Annotated in this window: 14 protein-coding genes and 1 tRNA gene; 1 reads left to right on the top strand and 14 read right to left on the bottom strand. The window is 68.1% G+C overall.

The features are described from left to right. Positions 1–380: 380 nt before the first annotated feature. The 14 genes from tuf to SXIN_RS12620 form a co-directional block, all read right to left on the bottom strand. On the bottom strand, positions 381–1,574 hold the full coding sequence (tuf, locus tag SXIN_RS12550; protein WP_019707818.1) for an elongation factor Tu: 1,194 nt from the start codon (positions 1,572–1,574) through the stop codon (positions 381–383). A gap of 213 nt (positions 1,575–1,787) precedes the next feature. Further along, on the bottom strand, positions 1,788–3,926 hold the full coding sequence (gene fusA, locus SXIN_RS12555; RefSeq protein WP_019707817.1) for an elongation factor G: 2,139 nt from the start codon (positions 3,924–3,926) through the stop codon (positions 1,788–1,790). 38 nt (positions 3,927–3,964) lie between these two features. Next, positions 3,965–4,435 (bottom strand): 30S ribosomal protein S7, encoded by a 471-nt coding sequence (gene rpsG / locus SXIN_RS12560; protein WP_019707816.1) that lies wholly within the window; start codon positions 4,433–4,435, stop codon positions 3,965–3,967. Positions 4,436–4,437: 2 nt separating this feature from the next. Beyond that, a complete protein-coding gene (gene rpsL, locus SXIN_RS12565; RefSeq protein WP_003948652.1) occupies positions 4,438–4,809 on the bottom strand; it encodes a 30S ribosomal protein S12 in 372 nt (123 codons plus the stop codon). Positions 4,810–5,236: 427 nt separating this feature from the next. Beyond that, on the bottom strand, positions 5,237–5,707 hold the full coding sequence (locus SXIN_RS12570; protein ID WP_039820627.1) for a DUF1707 and DUF4190 domain-containing protein: 471 nt from the start codon (positions 5,705–5,707) through the stop codon (positions 5,237–5,239). Between the two features lie 243 nt (positions 5,708–5,950). Continuing rightward, a complete protein-coding gene (locus SXIN_RS12575) occupies positions 5,951–9,856 on the bottom strand; it encodes a DNA-directed RNA polymerase subunit beta' (RefSeq protein ID WP_019707814.1) in 3,906 nt (1,301 codons plus the stop codon). 140 nt (positions 9,857–9,996) lie between these two features. Then, a complete protein-coding gene (rpoB, locus tag SXIN_RS12580) occupies positions 9,997–13,479 on the bottom strand; it encodes a DNA-directed RNA polymerase subunit beta (RefSeq protein WP_019707813.1) in 3,483 nt (1,160 codons plus the stop codon). Positions 13,480–14,092: 613 nt separating this feature from the next. Further along, positions 14,093–14,482, bottom strand: a complete 390-nt coding sequence (rplL, locus tag SXIN_RS12590; protein ID WP_019707812.1) for a 50S ribosomal protein L7/L12 — start codon at positions 14,480–14,482, stop codon at positions 14,093–14,095. A 99-nt stretch (positions 14,483–14,581) separates the two neighbouring features. Further along, positions 14,582–15,142 (bottom strand): 50S ribosomal protein L10, encoded by a 561-nt coding sequence (gene rplJ, locus SXIN_RS12595; protein ID WP_019707811.1) that lies wholly within the window; start codon positions 15,140–15,142, stop codon positions 14,582–14,584. 445 nt (positions 15,143–15,587) lie between these two features. Continuing rightward, the gene (gene rplA / locus SXIN_RS12600) at positions 15,588–16,304 is read right to left on the bottom strand and encodes a 50S ribosomal protein L1 (RefSeq protein ID WP_019707810.1); all 717 of its coding nucleotides are present in this window, start codon (positions 16,302–16,304) and stop codon (positions 15,588–15,590) included. A 91-nt stretch (positions 16,305–16,395) separates the two neighbouring features. Continuing rightward, positions 16,396–16,830, bottom strand: a complete 435-nt coding sequence (gene rplK, locus SXIN_RS12605) for a 50S ribosomal protein L11 (protein ID WP_019707809.1) — start codon at positions 16,828–16,830, stop codon at positions 16,396–16,398. Positions 16,831–17,033: 203 nt separating this feature from the next. Next, the gene (gene nusG / locus SXIN_RS12610; RefSeq protein WP_095756995.1) at positions 17,034–17,918 is read right to left on the bottom strand and encodes a transcription termination/antitermination protein NusG; all 885 of its coding nucleotides are present in this window, start codon (positions 17,916–17,918) and stop codon (positions 17,034–17,036) included. A 73-nt stretch (positions 17,919–17,991) separates the two neighbouring features. Beyond that, positions 17,992–18,285 carry a preprotein translocase subunit SecE gene (gene secE, locus SXIN_RS12615; protein ID WP_019707807.1) on the bottom strand — a complete coding sequence of 98 codons (294 nt, stop codon included), beginning with the start codon at positions 18,283–18,285 and terminating at the stop codon, positions 17,992–17,994. Positions 18,286–18,392: 107 nt separating this feature from the next. After that, a tRNA-Trp gene (locus SXIN_RS12620) sits at positions 18,393–18,465 on the bottom strand. A 240-nt stretch (positions 18,466–18,705) separates the two neighbouring features. On the opposite strand from SXIN_RS12620, the gene SXIN_RS12625 reads away from it, so the two are divergent. Next, on the top strand, positions 18,706–19,764 hold the full coding sequence (locus SXIN_RS12625; protein ID WP_019707806.1) for an adenosine deaminase: 1,059 nt from the start codon (positions 18,706–18,708) through the stop codon (positions 19,762–19,764). Positions 19,765–19,868: the final 104 nt, after the last annotated feature.

Genomic DNA, 19,868 nt, shown 5'->3' on the forward strand with positions numbered 1-19,868 from the left:
ACACGGTCGGCCCGGCCGGCGCGTCCCGGCCCGGCCACTGCCGCCGGTAACCGCGCAGCGCAGGAAGAAGCCGGCGGCGACGACCGCGAAGGGGCCTGCGGCGGGCTGTAGAGCCGCAGGACCACGAACCACGCCCGGGCCGGCGTGGTCCGGATCCAGTTTTGCCCTCCGGCACCCCGCCGGGGGACGGCCGGGCCCGAAACGCACCGTGGTCGCCGCCGCCGGCGGCGGCGACCGCTGCCGGGGTGGGGGCAAGTCCTGGCTGCCGGTTCGCCGGCCGCACACGGCCCGCCGGGCAGCGCGAAGGGCCCGCACGACCGGAGTCGTACGGGCCCTCGCGTGCCGGCCGGGGCCGGCGGTTGCCTAGACGGCGAACCGGGTCACTTGACGATCTTGGTGACCTGGCCGGCGCCGACGGTCCGGCCACCCTCACGGATGGCGAACTTGAGGCCCTCCTCCATGGCGACCGGCTGGATCAGCTGGACGGACATGGAGGTGTTGTCGCCCGGCATGACCATCTCGGTGCCCTCGGGGAGGGTCACGACGCCGGTCACGTCCGTGGTACGGAAGTAGAACTGCGGGCGGTAGTTGTTGAAGAAGGGGGTGTGACGACCACCCTCGTCCTTCGACAGGATGTACGCCGTCGCCTCGAACTCCGTGTGCGGGGTGACCGAGCCCGGCTTGATGATGACCTGGCCGCGCTCGACGTCCTCGCGCTTGATGCCACGGAGGAGCAGACCGACGTTCTCACCGGCCTGGCCCTCGTCGAGCAGCTTGCGGAACATCTCGATGCCGGTGACCGTGGTGCTGGTCTTCTCGGTCTTGATGCCGATGATGTCGACGTTCTCGTTGACCTTGAGGACACCACGCTCGATGCGGCCGGTGACGACCGTACCGCGACCGGTGATGGTGAAGACGTCCTCGATCGGCATCAGGAACGGCTTCTCGACGTCGCGCTCCGGCTCCGGGATCGACTCGTCGACGGCCTGCATGAGCTTGAGGACGGACTCGCCCCACTCCTTGTCGCCCTCGAGCGCCTTGAGCGCCGAGACACGCACGACGGGGAGGTCGTCGCCCGGGAACTCGTACTCGGAGAGAAGCTCACGGACCTCGAGCTCGACGAGCTCCATGATCTCCTCGTCGTCCACCATGTCGGCCTTGTTCAGGGCGACGACGATGTACGGCACGCCGACCTGGCGGGCCAGGAGCACGTGCTCCTTGGTCTGCGGCATCGGGCCGTCGGTGGCGGCGACCACGAGGATGGCGCCGTCCATCTGCGCCGCACCGGTGATCATGTTCTTGATGTAGTCCGCGTGACCCGGGCAGTCAACGTGGGCGTAGTGACGCGACTCGGTCTGGTACTCGACGTGCGCGATGGAGATGGTGATACCGCGCTGGCGCTCTTCCGGCGCCTTGTCGATCTGGTCAAAGGCCGAGGCCTCGTTCAGGTCCGGGTACGCGTCGTGCAGCACCTTGGTAATCGCCGCGGTGAGCGTCGTCTTACCGTGGTCGATGTGACCGATGGTGCCGATGTTGACGTGCGGCTTAGTCCGCTCGAACTTCGCCTTCGCCACTGGGGTCCTCCTGTGGACTGGTGCTGTACTCCATCCACACTTTGCGGATGGGTTCAGGTGGTCTTTCCGAACCGACCAGGACCCCGAGGGGATGCCCTTGGCCGTATTCGCTTGGGGGCAGACTGCCGGGTCCCCCGCCGCGGACCGTGACGGCCCGCGGCGGAGATTCCCGCAGCCTTGTGTGCTCCAGCCTAATAGCTGAGCAGCCTAGTGCTACTCGCCCTTGGCCTTCGCGATGATCTCCTCGGAGACGTTCCGCGGAACCTCGCCGTAGGAGTCGAACTGCATGGAGTAGCTCGCGCGACCGGACGTCTTGCTGCGGAGGTCGCCGACGTAGCCGAACATCTCCGACAGCGGGACCAGGGCCTTGACGACACGGGCGCCGCTGCGCTCGTCCATCGCCTGGACCTGGCCACGACGCGAGTTGAGGTCGCCGATCACATCACCCATGTAGTCCTCGGGGGTGGTGACCTCCACGGCCATCATCGGCTCCAGCAGCACGGGGGACGCCTTGCGGGCGGCCTCCTTGAACGCCTGGGAACCGGCGATCTTGAACGCGAGTTCCGAGGAGTCCACGTCGTGGAAGGCACCGTCGAGCAGGGTGACGCGGACGCCCACCATCTCGTAGCCGGCCAGGATGCCGAACTGCATGGCCTCCTGACAGCCCGCGTCCACCGAGGGGATGTACTCCTTGGGGATGCGGCCACCGGTCACCTTGTTGACGAACTCGTAGGCCGAGCCGTCCGTGGCCTCCAGGGGCTCGATCGAGATCTGCACCTTGGCGAACTGACCGGTACCACCGGTCTGCTTCTTGTGCGTGTAGTCGACCTTCTCGACCGTCTTGCGAATGGTCTCGCGGTAGGCGACCTGCGGCTTGCCGACGTTGGCCTCGACCTTGAACTCGCGCTTCATGCGGTCGACCAGCACCTCGAGGTGCAGCTCGCCCATGCCGCCGATGATGGTCTGGCCGGTCTCCTCGTCCGAGTGAACCTGGAACGAGGGGTCCTCGTCCGAGAGCCGCTGGATGGCGACACCCAGCTTCTCCTGGTCGCCCTTGGACTTGGGCTCGATCGCGACCTCGATGACCGGCGCCGGGAAGTCCATGGACTCCAGGATCACCGGGTTCTTCTCGTCGCAGAGCGTCTCACCGGTGGTGGTCTGCTTCAGGCCCATGACGGCGACGATGTCGCCGGCGCCCACGCCCGAGATCTCCTCACGCTTGTTCGCGTGCATACGGTAGATCTTGCCGATGCGCTCCTTCTTGCCCTTCACGGAGTTGAGCACCGCGGTGCCCGTCTCCATGCGGCCGGAGTACACCCGGACGTAGGTGAGCTTGCCCAGGTGGGGGTCGCTCATGATCTTGAAGGCGAGGCCCGCGAAGGGCTCCTCCTCGCTGGGCTTGCGCTTGATGACCGTCTCGGTGTCCTTGACGTCGGTGCCCTCGATGGCCTCGACGTCCAGGGGAGACGGCAGGTAGCGCACGACCGCGTCGAGCAGGGGCTGAACGCCCTTGTTCTTGAACGCGGTTCCGCAGAACACCGGGGTGAAGGTCGGCTGGCCCTCGTTCTCGGTGAGGGTGGACGCGATGGTGGCACGGCGGATGGCGGCGATGAGCTGCTCCTGGGTGGGCTCCTGGCCCTCCAGGTACATCTCCATCATCTCCTCGTCGTGCTCCGCGACGGTCTCCAGCAGCTTGCCGCGCCATTCCTCGGCGGCTTCCGCGTGGGTGTCGGGGATGTCGACGACGTCGTACATCTCGCCCTTGGTCGCCTCGGCGGACCAGACGAGAGCCTTCATCGCGACGAGGTCGACGACGCCCTTGAAGTCCGCCTCGGCACCGATCGGCAGCTGCATGACCAGCGGAACCGCACCCAGGCGGTCCACGATCATGTCGACGCAGCGGTGGAACTCGGCGCCGGTCCGGTCGAGCTTGTTGACGAAGCAGATGCGCGGAACGCCGTAGCGGTCCGCCTGCCGCCACACGGTCTCGGACTGGGGCTCCACACCGGCGACACCGTCGAACACGGTGACCGCGCCGTCGAGGACGCGGAGCGAACGCTCCACCTCGACGGTGAAGTCGACGTGACCCGGGGTGTCGATGATGTTGATGGTGTGGTCGACGTCGTCCAGGGGCCAGTGGCAGGTCGTCGCGGCGGACGTGATGGTGATGCCGCGCTCCTGCTCCTGCTCCATCCAGTCCATCGTGGCAGCGCCCTCGTGGACCTCACCGATCTTGTAGCTCACACCGGTGTAGAACAGGATCCGCTCGGTGGTCGTCGTCTTGCCCGCGTCGATGTGGGCCATGATCCCGATGTTGCGGACCCTGGCCAGGTCAAGTGAAGTGGTGGCCATATGGCTCAGTCTTCTCTCGGTCTCGATGTGGGTAGCGACTACCAGCGGTAGTGCGCGAAGGCCTTGTTGGACTCGGCCATCTTGTGGGTGTCCTCGCGGCGCTTCACGGAGGCGCCCAGACCATTGCTGGCGTCCAGGAGCTCGTTCATGAGCCGCTCGGTCATGGTCTTCTCCCGGCGGGCGCGGGAGTAGCCGACGAGCCAGCGCAGCGCGAGGGTGGAGGCGCGGCCGGGCTTGACCTCGACCGGCACCTGGTAGGTGGCGCCACCGACGCGGCGGGACTTGACCTCAAGCGTCGGCTTGATGTTCTCCAGAGCGCGCTTCAGCGTGATGACCGGGTCGTTGCCGGTCTTCTCGCGGAGGCCCTCCATGGCGCCGTAGACGATGCGCTCGGCGGTGGAGCGCTTGCCGTTCAGCAGCACCTTGTTGATCAGCGACGTCACCAGAGGAGAACCGTAGACCGGGTCGATGATGACCGGGCGCTTCGGGGCGGGGCCCTTACGAGGCATGCTTACTTCTCCTTCTTGGCGCCGTAGCGGCTGCGGGCCTGCTTGCGGTTCTTGACACCCTGGGTGTCGAGAGAGCCGCGGATGATCTTGTAGCGAACACCCGGCAGGTCCTTCACACGGCCACCACGCACGAGCACGATGGAGTGCTCCTGCAGGTTGTGTCCCTCACCCGGGATGTAAGCGGTGACCTCGATGCCGCTGGTGAGACGCACACGTGCGACCTTACGCAGGGCCGAGTTCGGCTTCTTGGGGGTGGTGGTGAACACACGCGTGCAGACGCCGCGCCGCTGAGGGGATCCCTCGAGCGCGGGCGTCTTGTTCTTCTCGACCTTGTCCTGCCGGCCCTTGCGGACCAGCTGCTGGATCGTAGGCACCGTTTCTCCGGTTTCTGTGTGCCGTCTCGTTAAAGCTAACCTGGGGTTTTGTACGGATTCCCGACCACTTCCCCGACCCACGCGGTCGGGTGTGTCGAAGCTGCGGACTTCCTGCGGGGCAGTCAGGACACAGAATTCGGTGTCGTGGACCGTAACGGTCTCCGGCCCCCGGACGTGAGGCACTCTCCCTGCCGGTGGCGGGGCGAAATGCGCGCACGGGGGCCCAGGGACACCCCAGGCACAAGGTCAGAGCGTACCTACCGCATGGGCTCCGGTCAAAACAAGTCCGCGCGGGCAGTCGAGCGACGGACGGACGAGTTGATCCGCCCTCACCGCCCCCACCGCCTTCCCGTCCGGCGACCCGCACCCCGGGCCCGTCCGGCCCGGTGAGAGCCCGTGAGGGTGCTCCGGTGCCCGGTGCCGGCGCTCAGGCCGCGGCAGCCACCAGCAGCAGGATGAAGAACAGGCCGAACGCTATGGACAGCCAGCCGATGACGATCCCCGCCGTGGCGAAGCCCTCACCGCCCTCCCCCGTCCTGCGGATCTCGGCGCGCGCCTTGTGGCCCAGGATCACCGCCGGGATGGCCGTCAGACCCCAGGTCATCGGGGAGAGGATCCCGCAGACCAGGGCGCCGGTGGCGCTGCCGTTCGTCCGGGTCGGCATGGGCGGCGCGGGCAGGAACGTCGGCGGGACCACCGCGTGCACCGGCGCCGGGAAGCTCTGGGGCACCGGCCCCTGCGGCAGATCCGCGACGATGGCCTGCAACTGGCCGTGCGTCTGCGCCTGGTAGGCCCGGCCGATCCGCTGCTCGTACTCCCCCTGGGAGAGCCGCCCCTCGGCGAAGCCGGCCTTGAGCACGTCCACCGCGCGCTCCCGGTCCGCGTCGGAGGCGCGCATCACCGACATCTGCGGAAGGTGCACGGGCTGAGCCGGCTGCATGTGCTGTGGGGGCTTGCCCCCCTGCCACGGTTCGAATGTCACCGCAGAACCTCCCCGTCTCGCCGCGTCTCCCCCTCATCATCCCCGACGCAGGGCGGCGCCGGGGAGTTCCGGTGGGGCGGTTCTCACCACGGCCCCCGGCAACGCCGCAGGGCGGCCACTCCGCGGGGAGTGGCCGCCCTGGAAGACGCAGACCGGGGCCTACTGGTTGTACGGACCGTAGTCGTAGTCCTCCAGCGGGACCGCCTGGCCGGAGCCGGTGCCGAAGGGCGAGTAGTCGATGTCGTCGTAACCGACGGCCGAGTACATCGCGGCCTTCGCCTCCTCGGTGGGCTCCACCCGGATGTTGCGGTAGCGGGACAGGCCCGTACCGGCCGGGATGAGCTTACCGATGATGACGTTCTCCTTGAGGCCGATCAGGGAGTCCGACTTGGCGTTGATCGCCGCGTCGGTCAGGACCCTGGTCGTCTCCTGGAAGGACGCCGCCGACAGCCAGGACTCGGTGGCGAGCGAGGCCTTGGTGATACCCATCAGCTGCGGACGGCCGGAGGCCGGGTGGCCGCCTTCCTGCACCACACGACGGTTCTCGCCCTCGAAGCGCGTGCGCTCCACGAGCTCGCCCGGCAGCAGCTCCGCGTCGCCGGACTCGATGATCGTCACCCGGCGCAGCATCTGCCGGATGATGATCTCGATGTGCTTGTCGTGGATCGACACACCCTGCGAGTTGTAGACCTTCTGCACCTCGCCGACCAGGTGGACCTGGACGGCGCGCTGCCCGAGGATGCGCAGCACGTCGTGCGGGTTGGTGGCACCCACGGTCAGCGGCTGGCCGACCTCGACGTGGTCGCCCTCGCCCACCAGCAGACGGGCCCGCTTGGAGATGGCATAGGCCGTCTCGTCGGAGCCGTCGTCCGGGGTGACGACGATCTTCTTGGTCTTCTCGGTCTCCTCGATGCGGACCCGGCCGGCCGCCTCGCTGATCGGGGCCACACCCTTGGGGGTACGGGCCTCGAAGAGCTCGACGACACGGGGCAGACCCTGCGTGATGTCGTCACCGGCCACACCACCGGTGTGGAAGGTACGCATCGTCAGCTGGGTGCCGGGCTCACCGATCGACTGGGCCGCGATGATGCCGACGGCCTCGCCGATGTCCACCAGCTTGCCGGTGGCCAGGGAGCGGCCGTAGCAGTAGGCGCAGGTGCCGACCGCCGACTCGCAGGTGAGGACGGAGCGGGTCTTGACCGTCTCCACACCGTGCGCGACGAGCTGGTCGATGAGCACATCGCCCAGGTCGACGTTGGCCGGCGCGATGACCTTGCCGTCCACGACGACGTCCTCGGCGAGCATCCGCGCGTACACGCTGGACTCGACGTCGTCCGCCTTGCGCAGCGTGCCGTCGGTGGCCTTGACCGCGATCCGCAGCTTGAGGCCACGCTCGGTGCCGCAGTCCTCCTCGCGGATGATGACGTCCTGCGAGACGTCCACCAGACGCCGGGTGAGGTACCCGGAGTCGGCGGTACGGAGGGCGGTGTCCGCGAGACCCTTACGGGCACCGTGCGTGGAGATGAAGTACTCCAGCACGGAGAGACCCTCGCGGAACGACGCCTTGATCGGCCGCGGGATGGTCTCGTTCTTCGCGTTGGACACCAGACCGCGCATACCGGCGATCTGACGCATCTGCATCATGTTTCCGCGAGCACCCGAGTCGACCATCATGAAGATGGGGTTCGTCTTCGGGAAGTTCACGTTCATGGCCTCGGCGACCTCGTTCGTCGCCTTGGTCCAGATCGCGATGAGCTCCTGGGTGCGCTCGTCCTTGGTGATCAGGCCGCGCTCGTACTGCTTCTGGACCTTCTCGTCCTGCGCCTCGTACCCCTTGATGATCTCCTTCTTGGCCTCGGGGACCACGATGTCGGAGATCGAGACGGTGACACCGGAGCGGGTGGCCCAGTGGTAACCGGCCGCCTTCAGGTTGTCGAGGGTCGCCGCGACCGTCACCTTGGGGTAGCGCTCCGCGAGGTCGTTGACGATCTCGGAGACCTGCTTCTTGCCCACGACGTGGTCGACGAACGGGTAGTCCTCGGGCAGCAGCTCGTTGAAGAGCGCCCGGCCCAGGGTGGTACGGAGCCGGAAGCCGTCACCGATCTGCCAGTCCTCGCCGCCCTCGGTGGCCTGGTCGGCTGGCGGGGTCCAGCCGCGCGGCGGGACCGTGCCGGCCGGGAAGCGGATGTCGATCTTCGACTGGAGCGAGAGCTCTCCGGCGTCGAAGGCCATGATCGCCTCGGCGGTGGACGCGAAGGAGCGTCCCTCGCCCTTGATCTCGCGCTCCTCCGGCTCGGTGGTGAGGAAGAACAGACCCAGCACCATGTCCTGGGTCGGCATCGTCACCGGACGGCCGTCGGCGGGCTTGAGGATGTTGTTCGAGGAGAGCATCAGGATGCGCGCCTCGGCCTGCGCCTCCGCGGAGAGCGGCAGGTGGACGGCCATCTGGTCACCGTCGAAGTCCGCGTTGAACGCGGTGCAGACGAGCGGGTGGATCTGGATGGCCTTGCCCTCGACGAGCTGCGGCTCGAAGGCCTGGATGCCGAGACGGTGCAGCGTCGGCGCACGGTTCAGCAGCACCGGGTGCTCGGCGATGACCTCTTCGAGCACGTCGTACACGACCGTGCGGCCGCGCTCGACCATGCGCTTCGCCGACTTGATGTTCTGCGCGTGGTTGAGGTCCACCAGGCGCTTCATCACGAACGGCTTGAAGAGCTCCAGCGCCATGGCCTTCGGCAGACCGCACTGGTGCAGCTTGAGCTGCGGGCCGACGACGATCACGGAACGGGCCGAGTAGTCGACGCGCTTGCCGAGCAGGTTCTGGCGGAACCGGCCCTGCTTGCCCTTGAGCATGTCGGAGAGCGACTTCAGCGGACGGTTGCCGGGGCCCGTCACCGGGCGGCCGCGGCGGCCGTTGTCGAAGAGCGCGTCGACGGCCTCCTGCAGCATCCGCTTCTCGTTGTTCACGATGATCTCGGGCGCGCCGAGGTCGAGAAGCCGCTTGAGGCGGTTGTTCCGGTTGATCACGCGGCGGTACAGGTCGTTCAGGTCGGAGGTCGCGAAGCGGCCACCGTCCAGCTGCACCATCGGACGCAGGTCCGGCGGGATCACCGGCACGCAGTCCAGCACCATGCCCTTGGGGCTGTTGCGGGTCTGCAGGAAGGCGGAGACGACCTTGAGGCGCTTGAGCGCGCGGGTCTTCTTCTGGCCCTTGCCGGTCCGGATGATCTCGCGGAGGCGCTCGGCCTCCTCGTCGAGGTCGAAGGTCTCCAGGCGCTTCTGCAGCGCCGCGGCACCCATCGAGCCGTCGAAGTAGGTGCCGAAGCGGTCCCGCAGCTCGCGGTAGAGCAGCTCGTCACCCTCCAGGTCCTGGACCTTGAGGTTCTTGAAGCGGTTCCACACCTCGTCGAGACGGTCGATCTCGCGCTGGGCGCGGTCGCGCAGCTGCTTCATCTCGCGCTCGGCGCCCTCGCGCACCTTGCGGCGGACATCCGCCTTGGCGCCCTCGGCCTCCAGCTCGGCCAGGTCGGTCTCGAGCTTCTTGGCACGGGCCTCGAGGTCGGCGTCACGGCGCTGCTCGACCTGCTGGCGCTCGACGGAGACATGAGCCTCCAGCGAGGGCAGATCGCGGGTGCGGCGCTCCTCGTCCACGTACGTGATCATGTACGCGGCGAAGTAGATGACCTTCTCCAGGTCCTTCGGGGCGAGGTCGAGCAGGTAGCCCAGCCGCGACGGAACGCCCTTGAAGTACCAGATGTGGGTGACGGGAGCGGCCAGCTCGATGTGGCCCATCCGCTCACGGCGCACCTTGGCGCGAGTGACCTCGACGCCGCAGCGCTCGCAGATGATGCCCTTGAAGCGGACGCGCTTGTACTTTCCGCAGTAGCACTCCCAGTCCCGGGTCGGACCGAAGATCTTCTCGCAGAAGAGTCCGTCCTTTTCGGGCTTGAGGGTGCGGTAGTTGATGGTCTCCGGCTTCTTGACCTCGCCGTGCGACCACTGACGGATGTCGTCAGCGGTGGCCAGGCCGATCCGCAGCTCGTCGAAGAAGTTGACGTCGAGCACTTTGTCGTCAATCCCTCTTTCGGGGTTTGTCGCCGCTGCCGAGGGGGGCGCCTGCCGGCTGCGGCTGTGTCTTCATCGTGGTCTGGACGGTCCGGGCCGGCCGGGCCCGCCGCACTGGGCAGCGGGTCCCGGCCCGACCGTCAGACCTCTTCGACGCTGCTCGGCTCGCGCCGGGACAGGTCGATTCCGAGCTCCTCCGCGGCGCGGAAGACGTCCTCGTCGGTGTCACGCATCTCGATGGACATGCCGTCCGAGGACAGCACCTCCACGTTGAGGCAGAGCGACTGCATTTCCTTGATGAGCACCTTGAAGGACTCGGGAATGCCGGGCTCGGGGATGTTCTCGCCCTTGACGATGGCCTCGTAGACCTTCACGCGGCCGGTGACGTCGTCGGACTTGATGGTCAGCAGCTCCTGGAGGGCGTAAGCGGCGCCGTACGCCTCCAGCGCCCACACCTCCATCTCACCGAAGCGCTGGCCACCGAACTGGGCCTTACCACCCAGCGGCTGCTGGGTGATCATCGAGTACGGACCGGTCGACCGGGCGTGCAGCTTGTCGTCGACCAGGTGGTGGAGCTTGAGGATGTACATGTACCCGATCGAGATCGGGTCCGGGAACGGCTCGCCGGAGCGGCCGTCGAACAGCCGCGCCTTGCCGGAGCCCTGCACCATGCGGTCGCCGTCGCGGTTGGGGATCGTGGCCTCGAAGAGACCGGCGATCTCGTCCTCGCGGGCGCCGTCGAACACCGGGGTGGCGACGTTGGTGCGCGGTGCGACCTCGTCGGCGCCGATGGCCTTGAGGCGCTGCATCCACTCCTCGTCGCCCTCCACCTTCCAGCCCTGGCTGGCGAGCCAGCCGAGGTGGATCTCCAGCACCTGTCCCGGGTTCATCCGGGACGGGACGCCGAGCGGGTTGAGGATGATGTCGACCGGGGTGCCGTCCTCCAGGAACGGCATGTCCTCGACCGGCAGGATCTTGGAGATGACGCCCTTGTTGCCGTGACGCCCGGCGAGCTTGTCACCGTCGGTGATCTTGCGCTTCTGGGCGACGTAGACGCGGACGAGCTGGTTGACGCCGGGCGGCAGCTCGTCGCCCTCCTCGCGGTCGAAGACGCGGACGCCGATGACCTTGCCGGTCTCGCCGTGCGGCACCTTCAGCGAGGTGTCGCGGACCTCGCGCGCCTTCTCGCCGAAGATCGCGCGGAGCAGCCGCTCCTCCGGGGTCAGCTCGGTCTCGCCCTTGGGCGTGACCTTGCCGACCAGGATGTCGCCCGCGACGACCTCGGCACCGATACGGATGATGCCGCGCTCGTCGAGGTCGGCGAGGACCTCCTCGGAGACGTTCGGGATGTCCCGGGTGATCTCCTCGGGGCCGAGCTTGGTGTCACGGGCGTCGACCTCGTGCTCCTCGATGTGGATCGAGGAGAGGACGTCGTCCTGCACCAGGCGCTGGCTGAGGATGATCGCGTCTTCGTAGTTGTAGCCCTCCCACGGCATGAACGCCACGAGGAGGTTCTTGCCGAGGGCCATCTCGCCCTCTTCGGTGGAGGGGCCGTCGGCGAGGACCTGGCCCTCGACCACGCGGGCGCCCTCGTCCACGACGACCTTCTGGTTGAAGGAGGTGCCCTGGTTGGAGCGGGAGAACTTCGCCACCCGGTAGGTGGTGTAGGTGCCGTCGTCGTTGGCGACGGTGATGTAGTCCGCGGAGACCTCCTGGACCACACCGTCCTTCTCGGCCTTGATCACGTCACCGGCGTCGACCGCGCAGCGGTACTCCATGCCGGTGCCGACCAGCGGGGCCTCCGCCTTCAGCAGCGGCACCGCCTGGCGCATCATGTTGGAGCCCATGAGCGCGCGGTTGGCGTCGTCGTGCTCCAGGAACGGGATCATGGCGGTCGCGACCGACACCATCTGGCGCGGCGAGACGTCCATGTAGTCGACCTCGGTCCCGGGGACGTAGTCGACCTCACCGCCGCGGCGGCGGACCAGGACCCGGCCCTCGGCGAAGTGGAAGTCGTCCGTCAGCGGGGCGTTGGCCTGCGCGATGACAAAGCGGTCTTCCTCGTCGGCCGTGAGGTAGTCCACGCTGTCGGTGACGATGCCCTCGGTGACCCGGCGGTACGGGGTCTCGACGAAGCCGAACGCGTTGACCCGGCCGTACGAGGCGAGCGAGCCGATCAGACCGATGTTCGGGCCTTCGGGCGTCTCGATCGGGCACATGCGGCCGTAGTGCGAGGGGTGGACGTCACGGACCTCGAAGCCGGCCCGCTCACGGCTCAGACCGCCCGGGCCCAGCGCCGACAGGCGGCGCTTGTGGGTCAGCCCCGAGATGGGGTTGGTCTGGTCCATGAACTGGGAGAGCTGGCTGGTGCCGAAGAACTCCTTGATGGAGGCGACGACCGGCCGGATGTTGATCAGGGTCTGCGGCGTGATCGCCTCGACGTCCTGGGTCGTCATCCGCTCGCGGACGACGCGCTCCATCCGGGCCAGGCCGGTGCGCACCTGGTTCTGGATGAGCTCGCCGACGTTGCGCAGGCGGCGGTTGCCGAAGTGGTCGATGTCGTCGGTCTCGACGACGATCTCCTGGCCCTCGGCGCTGACCGTCTCGGTCTCGCCCGCGTGCAGCTTCACCAGGTACTTGATGGTGGCGATGATGTCGGCGGTGGTGAGCACGCCGGCGTCCAGCGGCTCGTCCCCGCCGAGCTTCTTGTTCACCTTGTAGCGGCCGACCTTGGCGAGGTCGTAGCGCTTCGGGTTGAAGTAGAGGTTCTCCAGCAGGGTCTGGGCCGCCTCGCGCGTGGGGGGCTCGCCCGGACGCAGCTTGCGGTAGATGTCGAGCAGCGCGTCGTCCTGCCCCTGGGTGTGGTCCTTCTCCAGGGTGGCGCGCATGGACTCGTACTCGCCGAACTCCTCCAGGATCTGCTCGGTGGTCCAGCCGAGCGCCTTGAGTAGGACGGTGACGGACTGCTTGCGCTTGCGGTCGATGCGGACACCGACCATGTCGCGCTTGTCGATCTCCATCTCCAGCCAGGCACCCCGGGAGGGGATGATCTTGGCGGAGAAGATGTCCTTGTCGGAGGTCTTGTCGATCGAGCTGTCGAAGTAGACGCCCGGCGAGCGGACCAGCTGCGAGACGACGACACGCTCGGTGCCGTTGATGCAGAAGGTGCCCTTGTCGGTCATGAGCGGGAAGTCGCCCATGAAGACCGTCTGGGACTTGATCTCACCGGTCTCGTTGTTCGTGAACTCGGCGGTGACGAAGAGCGGCGCGGCGTACGTGAAGTCGCGCTCCTTGCACTCCTCGAGGGAGTTCTTCGGCGGCTCGAAGCGGTGGTCGCGGAAGGTCAGCGACATCGACCCGGAGAAGTCCTCGATCGGGGAGATCTCTTCGAAGATCTCCTCCAGACCGGACTTCGTGGGGACGTCCTGCCCACTCTCCAGGGCCGACTCGACCCGGGCCTTCCAAGCGGCGTTGCCGAGCAGCCAGTCGAAGCTCTCGGTTTGCAGCGCAAGGAGATTGGGAACCTCGAGAGGCTCCTTGATCTTTGCAAAGGAGATGCGCAGCGGGGCGGTGCTGGCGCCGTTGTTCGTATTGGCGGTCGAGGCGTTGCGCGAGGCGGCCAAGAGGGGGTCCTTCCGAGGGCTCGGACTCACTACGCGCGTACCGGCCCCGTTCCGTGCGCGGAGAAGACGTCCCAGGTCAGATCCCTGGTCCGGGGAGTCTTCAGCAGCTTTCGAGAACGGGTCATGCCCCTGGTGACGGGCAGAGGGCAGCTAACAGGCAGCGCAAAGGGTCAGTGTAGCCACAAGGCACACTGATGTCCAGAGCAGATTTCCGGAGACCGGCGCAGTACCACTCTCTCCCTCCGGGAAGTGACGGCCGCCCCCTCGGAAAAGGGGCCGCACTTCGTTGTTCCTCACGCTGTCCAACGCCTGCGGCAAGGTTTCCCACTTCGTACGCGATCCATGCATCGAACCCGGGATCGATGTCGCGGCGCGTGGAGAGAATCGCGTGCCGCGGTGCCGTACGTCAAGGCCCCCGCCCCGCGGAGATCGTTGCGGAGGCACCGCCGGAGCAGCGGTGATCACCATACCCGCAGGATCCGGCAGGGCAAGGACGCCCGCCACACCGGTCCCGGAGAACGCCCGAGGGCGGCCACCCGTGCGGGTGGCCGCCCTCGTGTACGGACCCGGAGCGGACGGCCTCTCACGAGGCGTCCGCTTCAGGCCGCAGGGGTCACTTGACCTCGACGGAGGCGCCGGCGCCCTTGAGGGACTCGGCGGCCTTGTCGGCCTGCTCCTTGCTGACCTTCTCGAGGACGGGCTTCGGGGCGCCGTCGACGAGGTCCTTGGCCTCCTTCAGACCCAGCGAGGTCAGCTCGCGCACGACCTTGATGACCTGGATCTTCTTGTCACCGGCGCCGGTGAGGACGACGTCGAACTCGTCCTTCTCCTCGGGGGCCTCGGCGGCACCACCGGCGGCGGCACCGCCGGCAGCGGCGACGGCGACCGGGGCGGCGGCCTCGACGTCGAACTTCTCCTCGAAGGCCTTCACGAACTCGGAGAGCTCGATGAGGGTCATCTCGCTGAACTGCTCGAGCAGGTCTTCCTGGGACAGCTTCGCCATGATGGCGTCCTTCCACTCATTCGGCAGGTGCCGGATCTACATTTCGGCGGGCGTGCGCCTGGCGGCGTTACTTCACGGGCCCGCTGCGACCGCGTCCTCTTACTCGGCGGACTCGGCCTCGGCGGGAGCCGGCGTACCGGCACCGCCCTGCTCGACCTTGCTGCGAAGGGCGTCCGCGGTGCGGACGAACTTCGAGAGCGGGGCCTGGAAGGTCGCCGCGGCCTTGGCCATGGACGCCTTCATGCCACCGGCCAGCTTGGCGAGCAGCACCTCGCGGGACTCGAGGTCCGCAAGCTTCTTGAACTCGTCGGCGGACAGCGCCTTGCCGTCAAGGACACCGCCCTTGATGACGAGACTGGGGTTGTCCTTGGCGAAGTCACGGAGACCCTTCGCCGCCGCGACCGGGTCACCGGTCACGAAGGCCACGGCCGACGAACCCGCGAACAGGTCGTCGATCGTCGTGATCCCGGCTTCGTTAGCCGCGATCTTGGTCAGCGTGTTCTTCACCACACGGTACTGAGCGTTCTCACCGAGCGAACGGCGCAGCTCCTTGAGCTGAGCCACGGTGAGACCGGTGTACGCGGTCACAACGGCCGCGTTGGAGTTCTGGAACTTGTCCTTCATCTCCTCGACGGCATCGACCTTGTCGGGCCTCGCCATGAGCCTCGGCCTCCTTCCGGGTGATGATCCTCGACTGACCTCACGATCAGCCGCACACGTCGCCGGACCGCCCGCATCGGGCACGCGAAGAAGGGGGCTCAACAAAAACGAAACGCCCCGGTGCAGGCGCACGGGGCGTGACTCGACCACGAAAACCCATCGGGCTCCGGGGGAGTCTCTCCTCATTCACCTGCACGGGCCGTCCGCGGAAGCGGATCCTTCGGCCACCGCACACTCGGGAGCGCACGGCAACGACCAGCGGTCTTTGGCTACGGGTGAAGCGTACGCGGACGGCACGCGTCCAGGCAAATCGGAACGTCACCGGCTCCCGTGCCGGCACCGTACGGGCGGCCCGTGGCCCGTGACGACGGCGCACGGACCGGGCCCCGCACCTCCGGAGAGATGCGGGGCCCGGTCGCTCGCAGCGCGTCGCTGCCGCCGTCGGTCAGACGGCGGCCTCCTCCTCCAGGAGGTTGCGGGTGCGGTTGGAGTCCAGCTGGATGCCGGGGCCCATCGTGGTGCTCAGGGTGGCCTTCTTGATGTAGCGGCCCTTGGCGGCGGACGGCTTGAGGCGGTTGATCTCCTCCAGCGCGGCGCCGTAGTTCTCCACGAGCTGCTTCTCATCGAAGGAGAGCTTGCCGATGATGAAGTGGAGGTTCGCGTGCTTGTCGACACGGAACTCGATCTTGCCGCCCTTGATCTCGGTCACGGCCTTGGCCACGTCCGGGGTCACGGTGCCGGTCTTCGGGTTCGGCATCAGGCCACGGGGACCGAGCACGCGGCCCAGGCGGCCGACCTTGCCCATGAGGTCCGGGGTGGCGACGACGGCGTCGAAGTCCAGCCGGCCCTTGGAGACCTCGTCGATCAGTTCGTCGGAGCCGACGATGTCGGCGCCCGCGGCCTCCGCGGCCGCTGCACGCTCACCGGTCGCGAAGACCAGGACCCGGGCGGTCTTGCCGGTGCCGTGCGGCAGGTTCACGGTGCCGCGCACCATCTGGTCGGCCTTGCGCGGGTCGACACCCAGGCGCATGGCGACCTCGACGGTCGCGTCGAACTTGGTGGGAGAGGTCTCCTTGGCCAGACGGACGGCCTCGAGCGGGGCGTAGAGCTTGCCCGTCTCGATCTTGGCGTCCGCAGCGCGGAGGGACTTGCTGCGCTTCACTGCTGCTCCTCGGGTTCTTGGGAGTCGTGGTGCGGGCCGCGCCGGCCCTTCCACGGTGACGGTGCGAGGGGGCCCTCGACCGGGACGGGCGTCAGCCCTCGACCGTGACGCCCATGGAACGGGCGGTGCCGGCGATGATCTTCTCCGCGGCGTCCAGGTCGTTGGCGTTGAGGTCGGGCATCTTGGTGGTGGCGATCTCGCGCACCTGGTCGCGGGTGATCTTGGCGACCTTCTTGACGTGCGGCTCGCCGGAGCCCTTGTCCACGCCCGCGGCCTTGAGGATCAGCTTCGCGGCCGGCGGGGTCTTCGTCACGAAGGTGAAGGAGCGGTCCTCGTAGACCGTGATCTCCACCGGCACGACCATCCCGCGCTGCGACTCGGTCGCGGCGTTGTAGGCCTTGCAGAACTCCATGATGTTGACGCCGTGCTGGCCCAGCGCGGGGCCGACCGGCGGGGCCGGGTTGGCGGCGCCGGCCTGGATCTGGAGCTTGATCAGCCCCGTGACCTTCTTCTTCTTGGGAGGCATTGCTCTCTCCGGGTCCTAGTGAGAGGTTTCCGCCCCGGTCCGGTCATCCGGACGGAGGCATACCGCACCACGATAACGGGTATGACAGTGCGGCCAAAAACCGAGCAGGTCAGACGGTTCTCCGTGATCCCGCGTGCGGGATGTTCCGGAGAGCCGTCCGACCTGTTCGGAAGCTGCCGGGCGCGGCCCCGTGGGCCGGGCGCCTAGTTCTTCTGGATCTGGTCGAAGCTCAGCTCGACCGGGGTCTCGCGGCCGAAGATCTCGACCAGGCCCTTGACCTTCTTCGAGTCGGCGTTGATCTCGTTGATGGTGGCCTGGAGGGTGGCGAACGGGCCGTCGGTGACGGTGACCGAGTCGCCGACCTCGAAGTCCAGCACCTGCACCTCGAGCTTGCGGCTGGGCGCCGGGACGCCGGCTTCCTCGGCCGCGGCCTTGGCGGCCTTCTCCTCGGCCTCCGGGGCGAGCATCTTGACGATCTCGTCCAGCGTCAGCGGGTACGGGTCGTAGGCGTTGCCCACGAAGCCCGTGACGCCGGGGGTGTTCCGGACGACGCCCCAGGACTCGTTCGTCAGGTCCATGCGCACCAGCACATAGCCGGGGAGCTTGTTCTGGCGGACGTTCTTCCGCTCCCCGTTCTTGATCTGGACGATCTCTTCCTCGGGGACCTCGGCCTGGTAGATGAACTCCTCGACGTTGAGCGAGACGGCGCGCTGCTCCAGGTTGGCCTTCACGCGCTTCTCGTAGCCCGCGTAGGTGTGGATCACGTACCACTCGCCGGGGAGGGCGCGCAGCTCACGGCGGAGTTCCTCGACCGGGTCGGCCTCGGGCTCCTCGGCAGCGGCGGGCTCGGCGGAGGTCGTGTCCGCGCCCTCCGCTTCGGCGGGCGCGGGGGACTCCGCGGGCTCGGCCGGCTCGGCGGGCGCCTCCGCGGCGGCGGGCTCCGGGGTCTTCCCGGCCTCCGCGGCCGGTGCGGTGTCCTCGGTGCCGTCGCCGACCGTGTCCGGTGCAGCCTGGGCCGCCTCGGCCGTCGCCGCAGCCTCTTCGCCCTGGTCGGGCTCGATGGCGTCGTTCAGGTTCGGGTCAGACACGGTGGCTGCTTCTTCCTGGCTTCAAGGGGTTGAACATGCGTCGTGGGGCGCCGAGAGCGACGCCGACGCGGGATCAGCCGAAGACGTACTTGACGGCTTCGGCGAATCCAAAGTCAATCACAGTCACCAGGGCAATCATGATGACGACGAAGATGATCACCACGGTGGTGTAGGTCGTGAGCTGGTTGCGGGTCGGCCAGACGACCTTCCGCAGCTCGGCCACGATCTGCCGGTAGAAGAGCGCGAGCCGGCCCAGCGGGCCCTTCTTGCCGCGCTTGCCGCCGCGCCGGACCTTCTTCTGCTCGTCCGTCTCGCCGTCGGACCGACCGCTCTCAGGCGTGTCGATGGAGCCCAGGGCGTCCGTCACTCGTCCTCACCTGAATCCGGGTCGTGGCCGTGCCGCGCCCGGTGGAGCCGCACGGCGGTGCGTTGTCGTACGTACCTGCGCACACATCCTGGCGAAGATGCGTGTAGCAGGGCCGGAGGGACTTGAACCCCCAACCGCTGGTTTTGGAGACCAGTGCTCTACCAATTGAGCTACGACCCTTTGTCCCCCCAACCTACCGCATCCGGGACGCCCCATGGAGTGGGCGTGACCGGAGCGGCCGTGAGGGCCAACGCCCAGTGAGTGTACGTGTTCTGCGGCCGGGCGTCGAACAGGTACCGGTTCCGGCGGCCACGGGGGACCGGCCGCGGCCCTCCACCCGTGCCGGGGGGCGAGGAGGTCCGGGGAGGGGGATTCCGAATCCTCTACCGTGGCGGGCGGGTCATACGGCAGGATTTTGGAATGTCGCCGTACCACCACGGGAATCCCCCGCTCCCCCGCACCGCCGCGCGTGATGTCCGGCTGCTGCCGAAGGCCCATCTGCATCTGCACTTCACCGGGTCGATGCGGCCCGCCACACTGCTCGAACTCGCCGACAAGCACGGGGTGCACCTGCCGGAGGCGCTGAGCGGCGGCGAGCCACCCCAGCTGCGGGCGACGGACGAGCGGGGCTGGTTCCGGTTCCAGCGGCTCTACGACATCGCCCGGTCGTGCCTGCGGACCGCCGAGGACATCCAGCGGCTGGTGCGCGAGGCCGCGCAGGAGGACGCGCGGGACGGTTCCGGCTGGCTGGAGATCCAGGTCGATCCGACCTCGTACGCGCCCCGCCTCGGCGGGCTCATCCCCACCATGGAGATCATCCTGGACGCGGTGGACACCGCGTCGCGGGAGACGGGGGTCGGGATGCGGGTGCTCGTCGCCGCGAACCGCGTGAGGCATCCGCTGGACGCGCGCACCCTGGCGCGGCTGGCGGTGCGGTACGCGGACCGCGGGGTGATCGGTTTCGGGCTGTCGAACGACGAGCGGCGCGGATTCGCCCGGGACTTCGACCGGGCGTTCGCCATCGCCCGGGCCGGCGGGCTGATCGCCGCCCCGCACGGGGGTGAGCTGTCGGGGCCCGGCAGCGTACGGGACTGCCTGGACGATCTGCACGCCGACCGGGTGGGGCACGGGGTGCGGGCCGCGGAGGACCCGCGGCTGCTGGAACGGCTGGCCGAACGGGGGGTGGCCTGCGAGGTCTGCCCGGCGTCCAATGTGGCGCTCGGTGTCTACGAGAAGGCGGAGGACGTGCCGCTGCGGACGTTGTTCGACGCGGGGGTGCCGGTGGCGCTGGGCGCCGACGACCCGCTGCTGTTCGGGTCGCGGCTGGCGGACCAGTACGCGCTGGTGCGGTCCGTGCTGGGGTTCAGTGATGCCGAACTGGCCGAGCTGGCACGGCAGTCGGTGCGGGCTTCGCAGGCGCCGGAGGATGTGCGCAAGCAGATGATGAGCGGCATCGACGACTGGCTGGCAGCCGAGTAGGCGGGCCGGGCGGAGGTGTCCAGGTGCGCCGCGGGCCGGCCGGCGGGTATCGGCTGCCGGTTGCCGGGCGTCGTGGCGGCTTGCGTCTGCCGAGCCCGGTGGCG

The organism is Streptomyces xinghaiensis S187 (assembly GCF_000220705.2).
Lineage (GTDB): Bacteria > Actinomycetota > Actinomycetes > Streptomycetales > Streptomycetaceae > Streptomyces > Streptomyces xinghaiensis.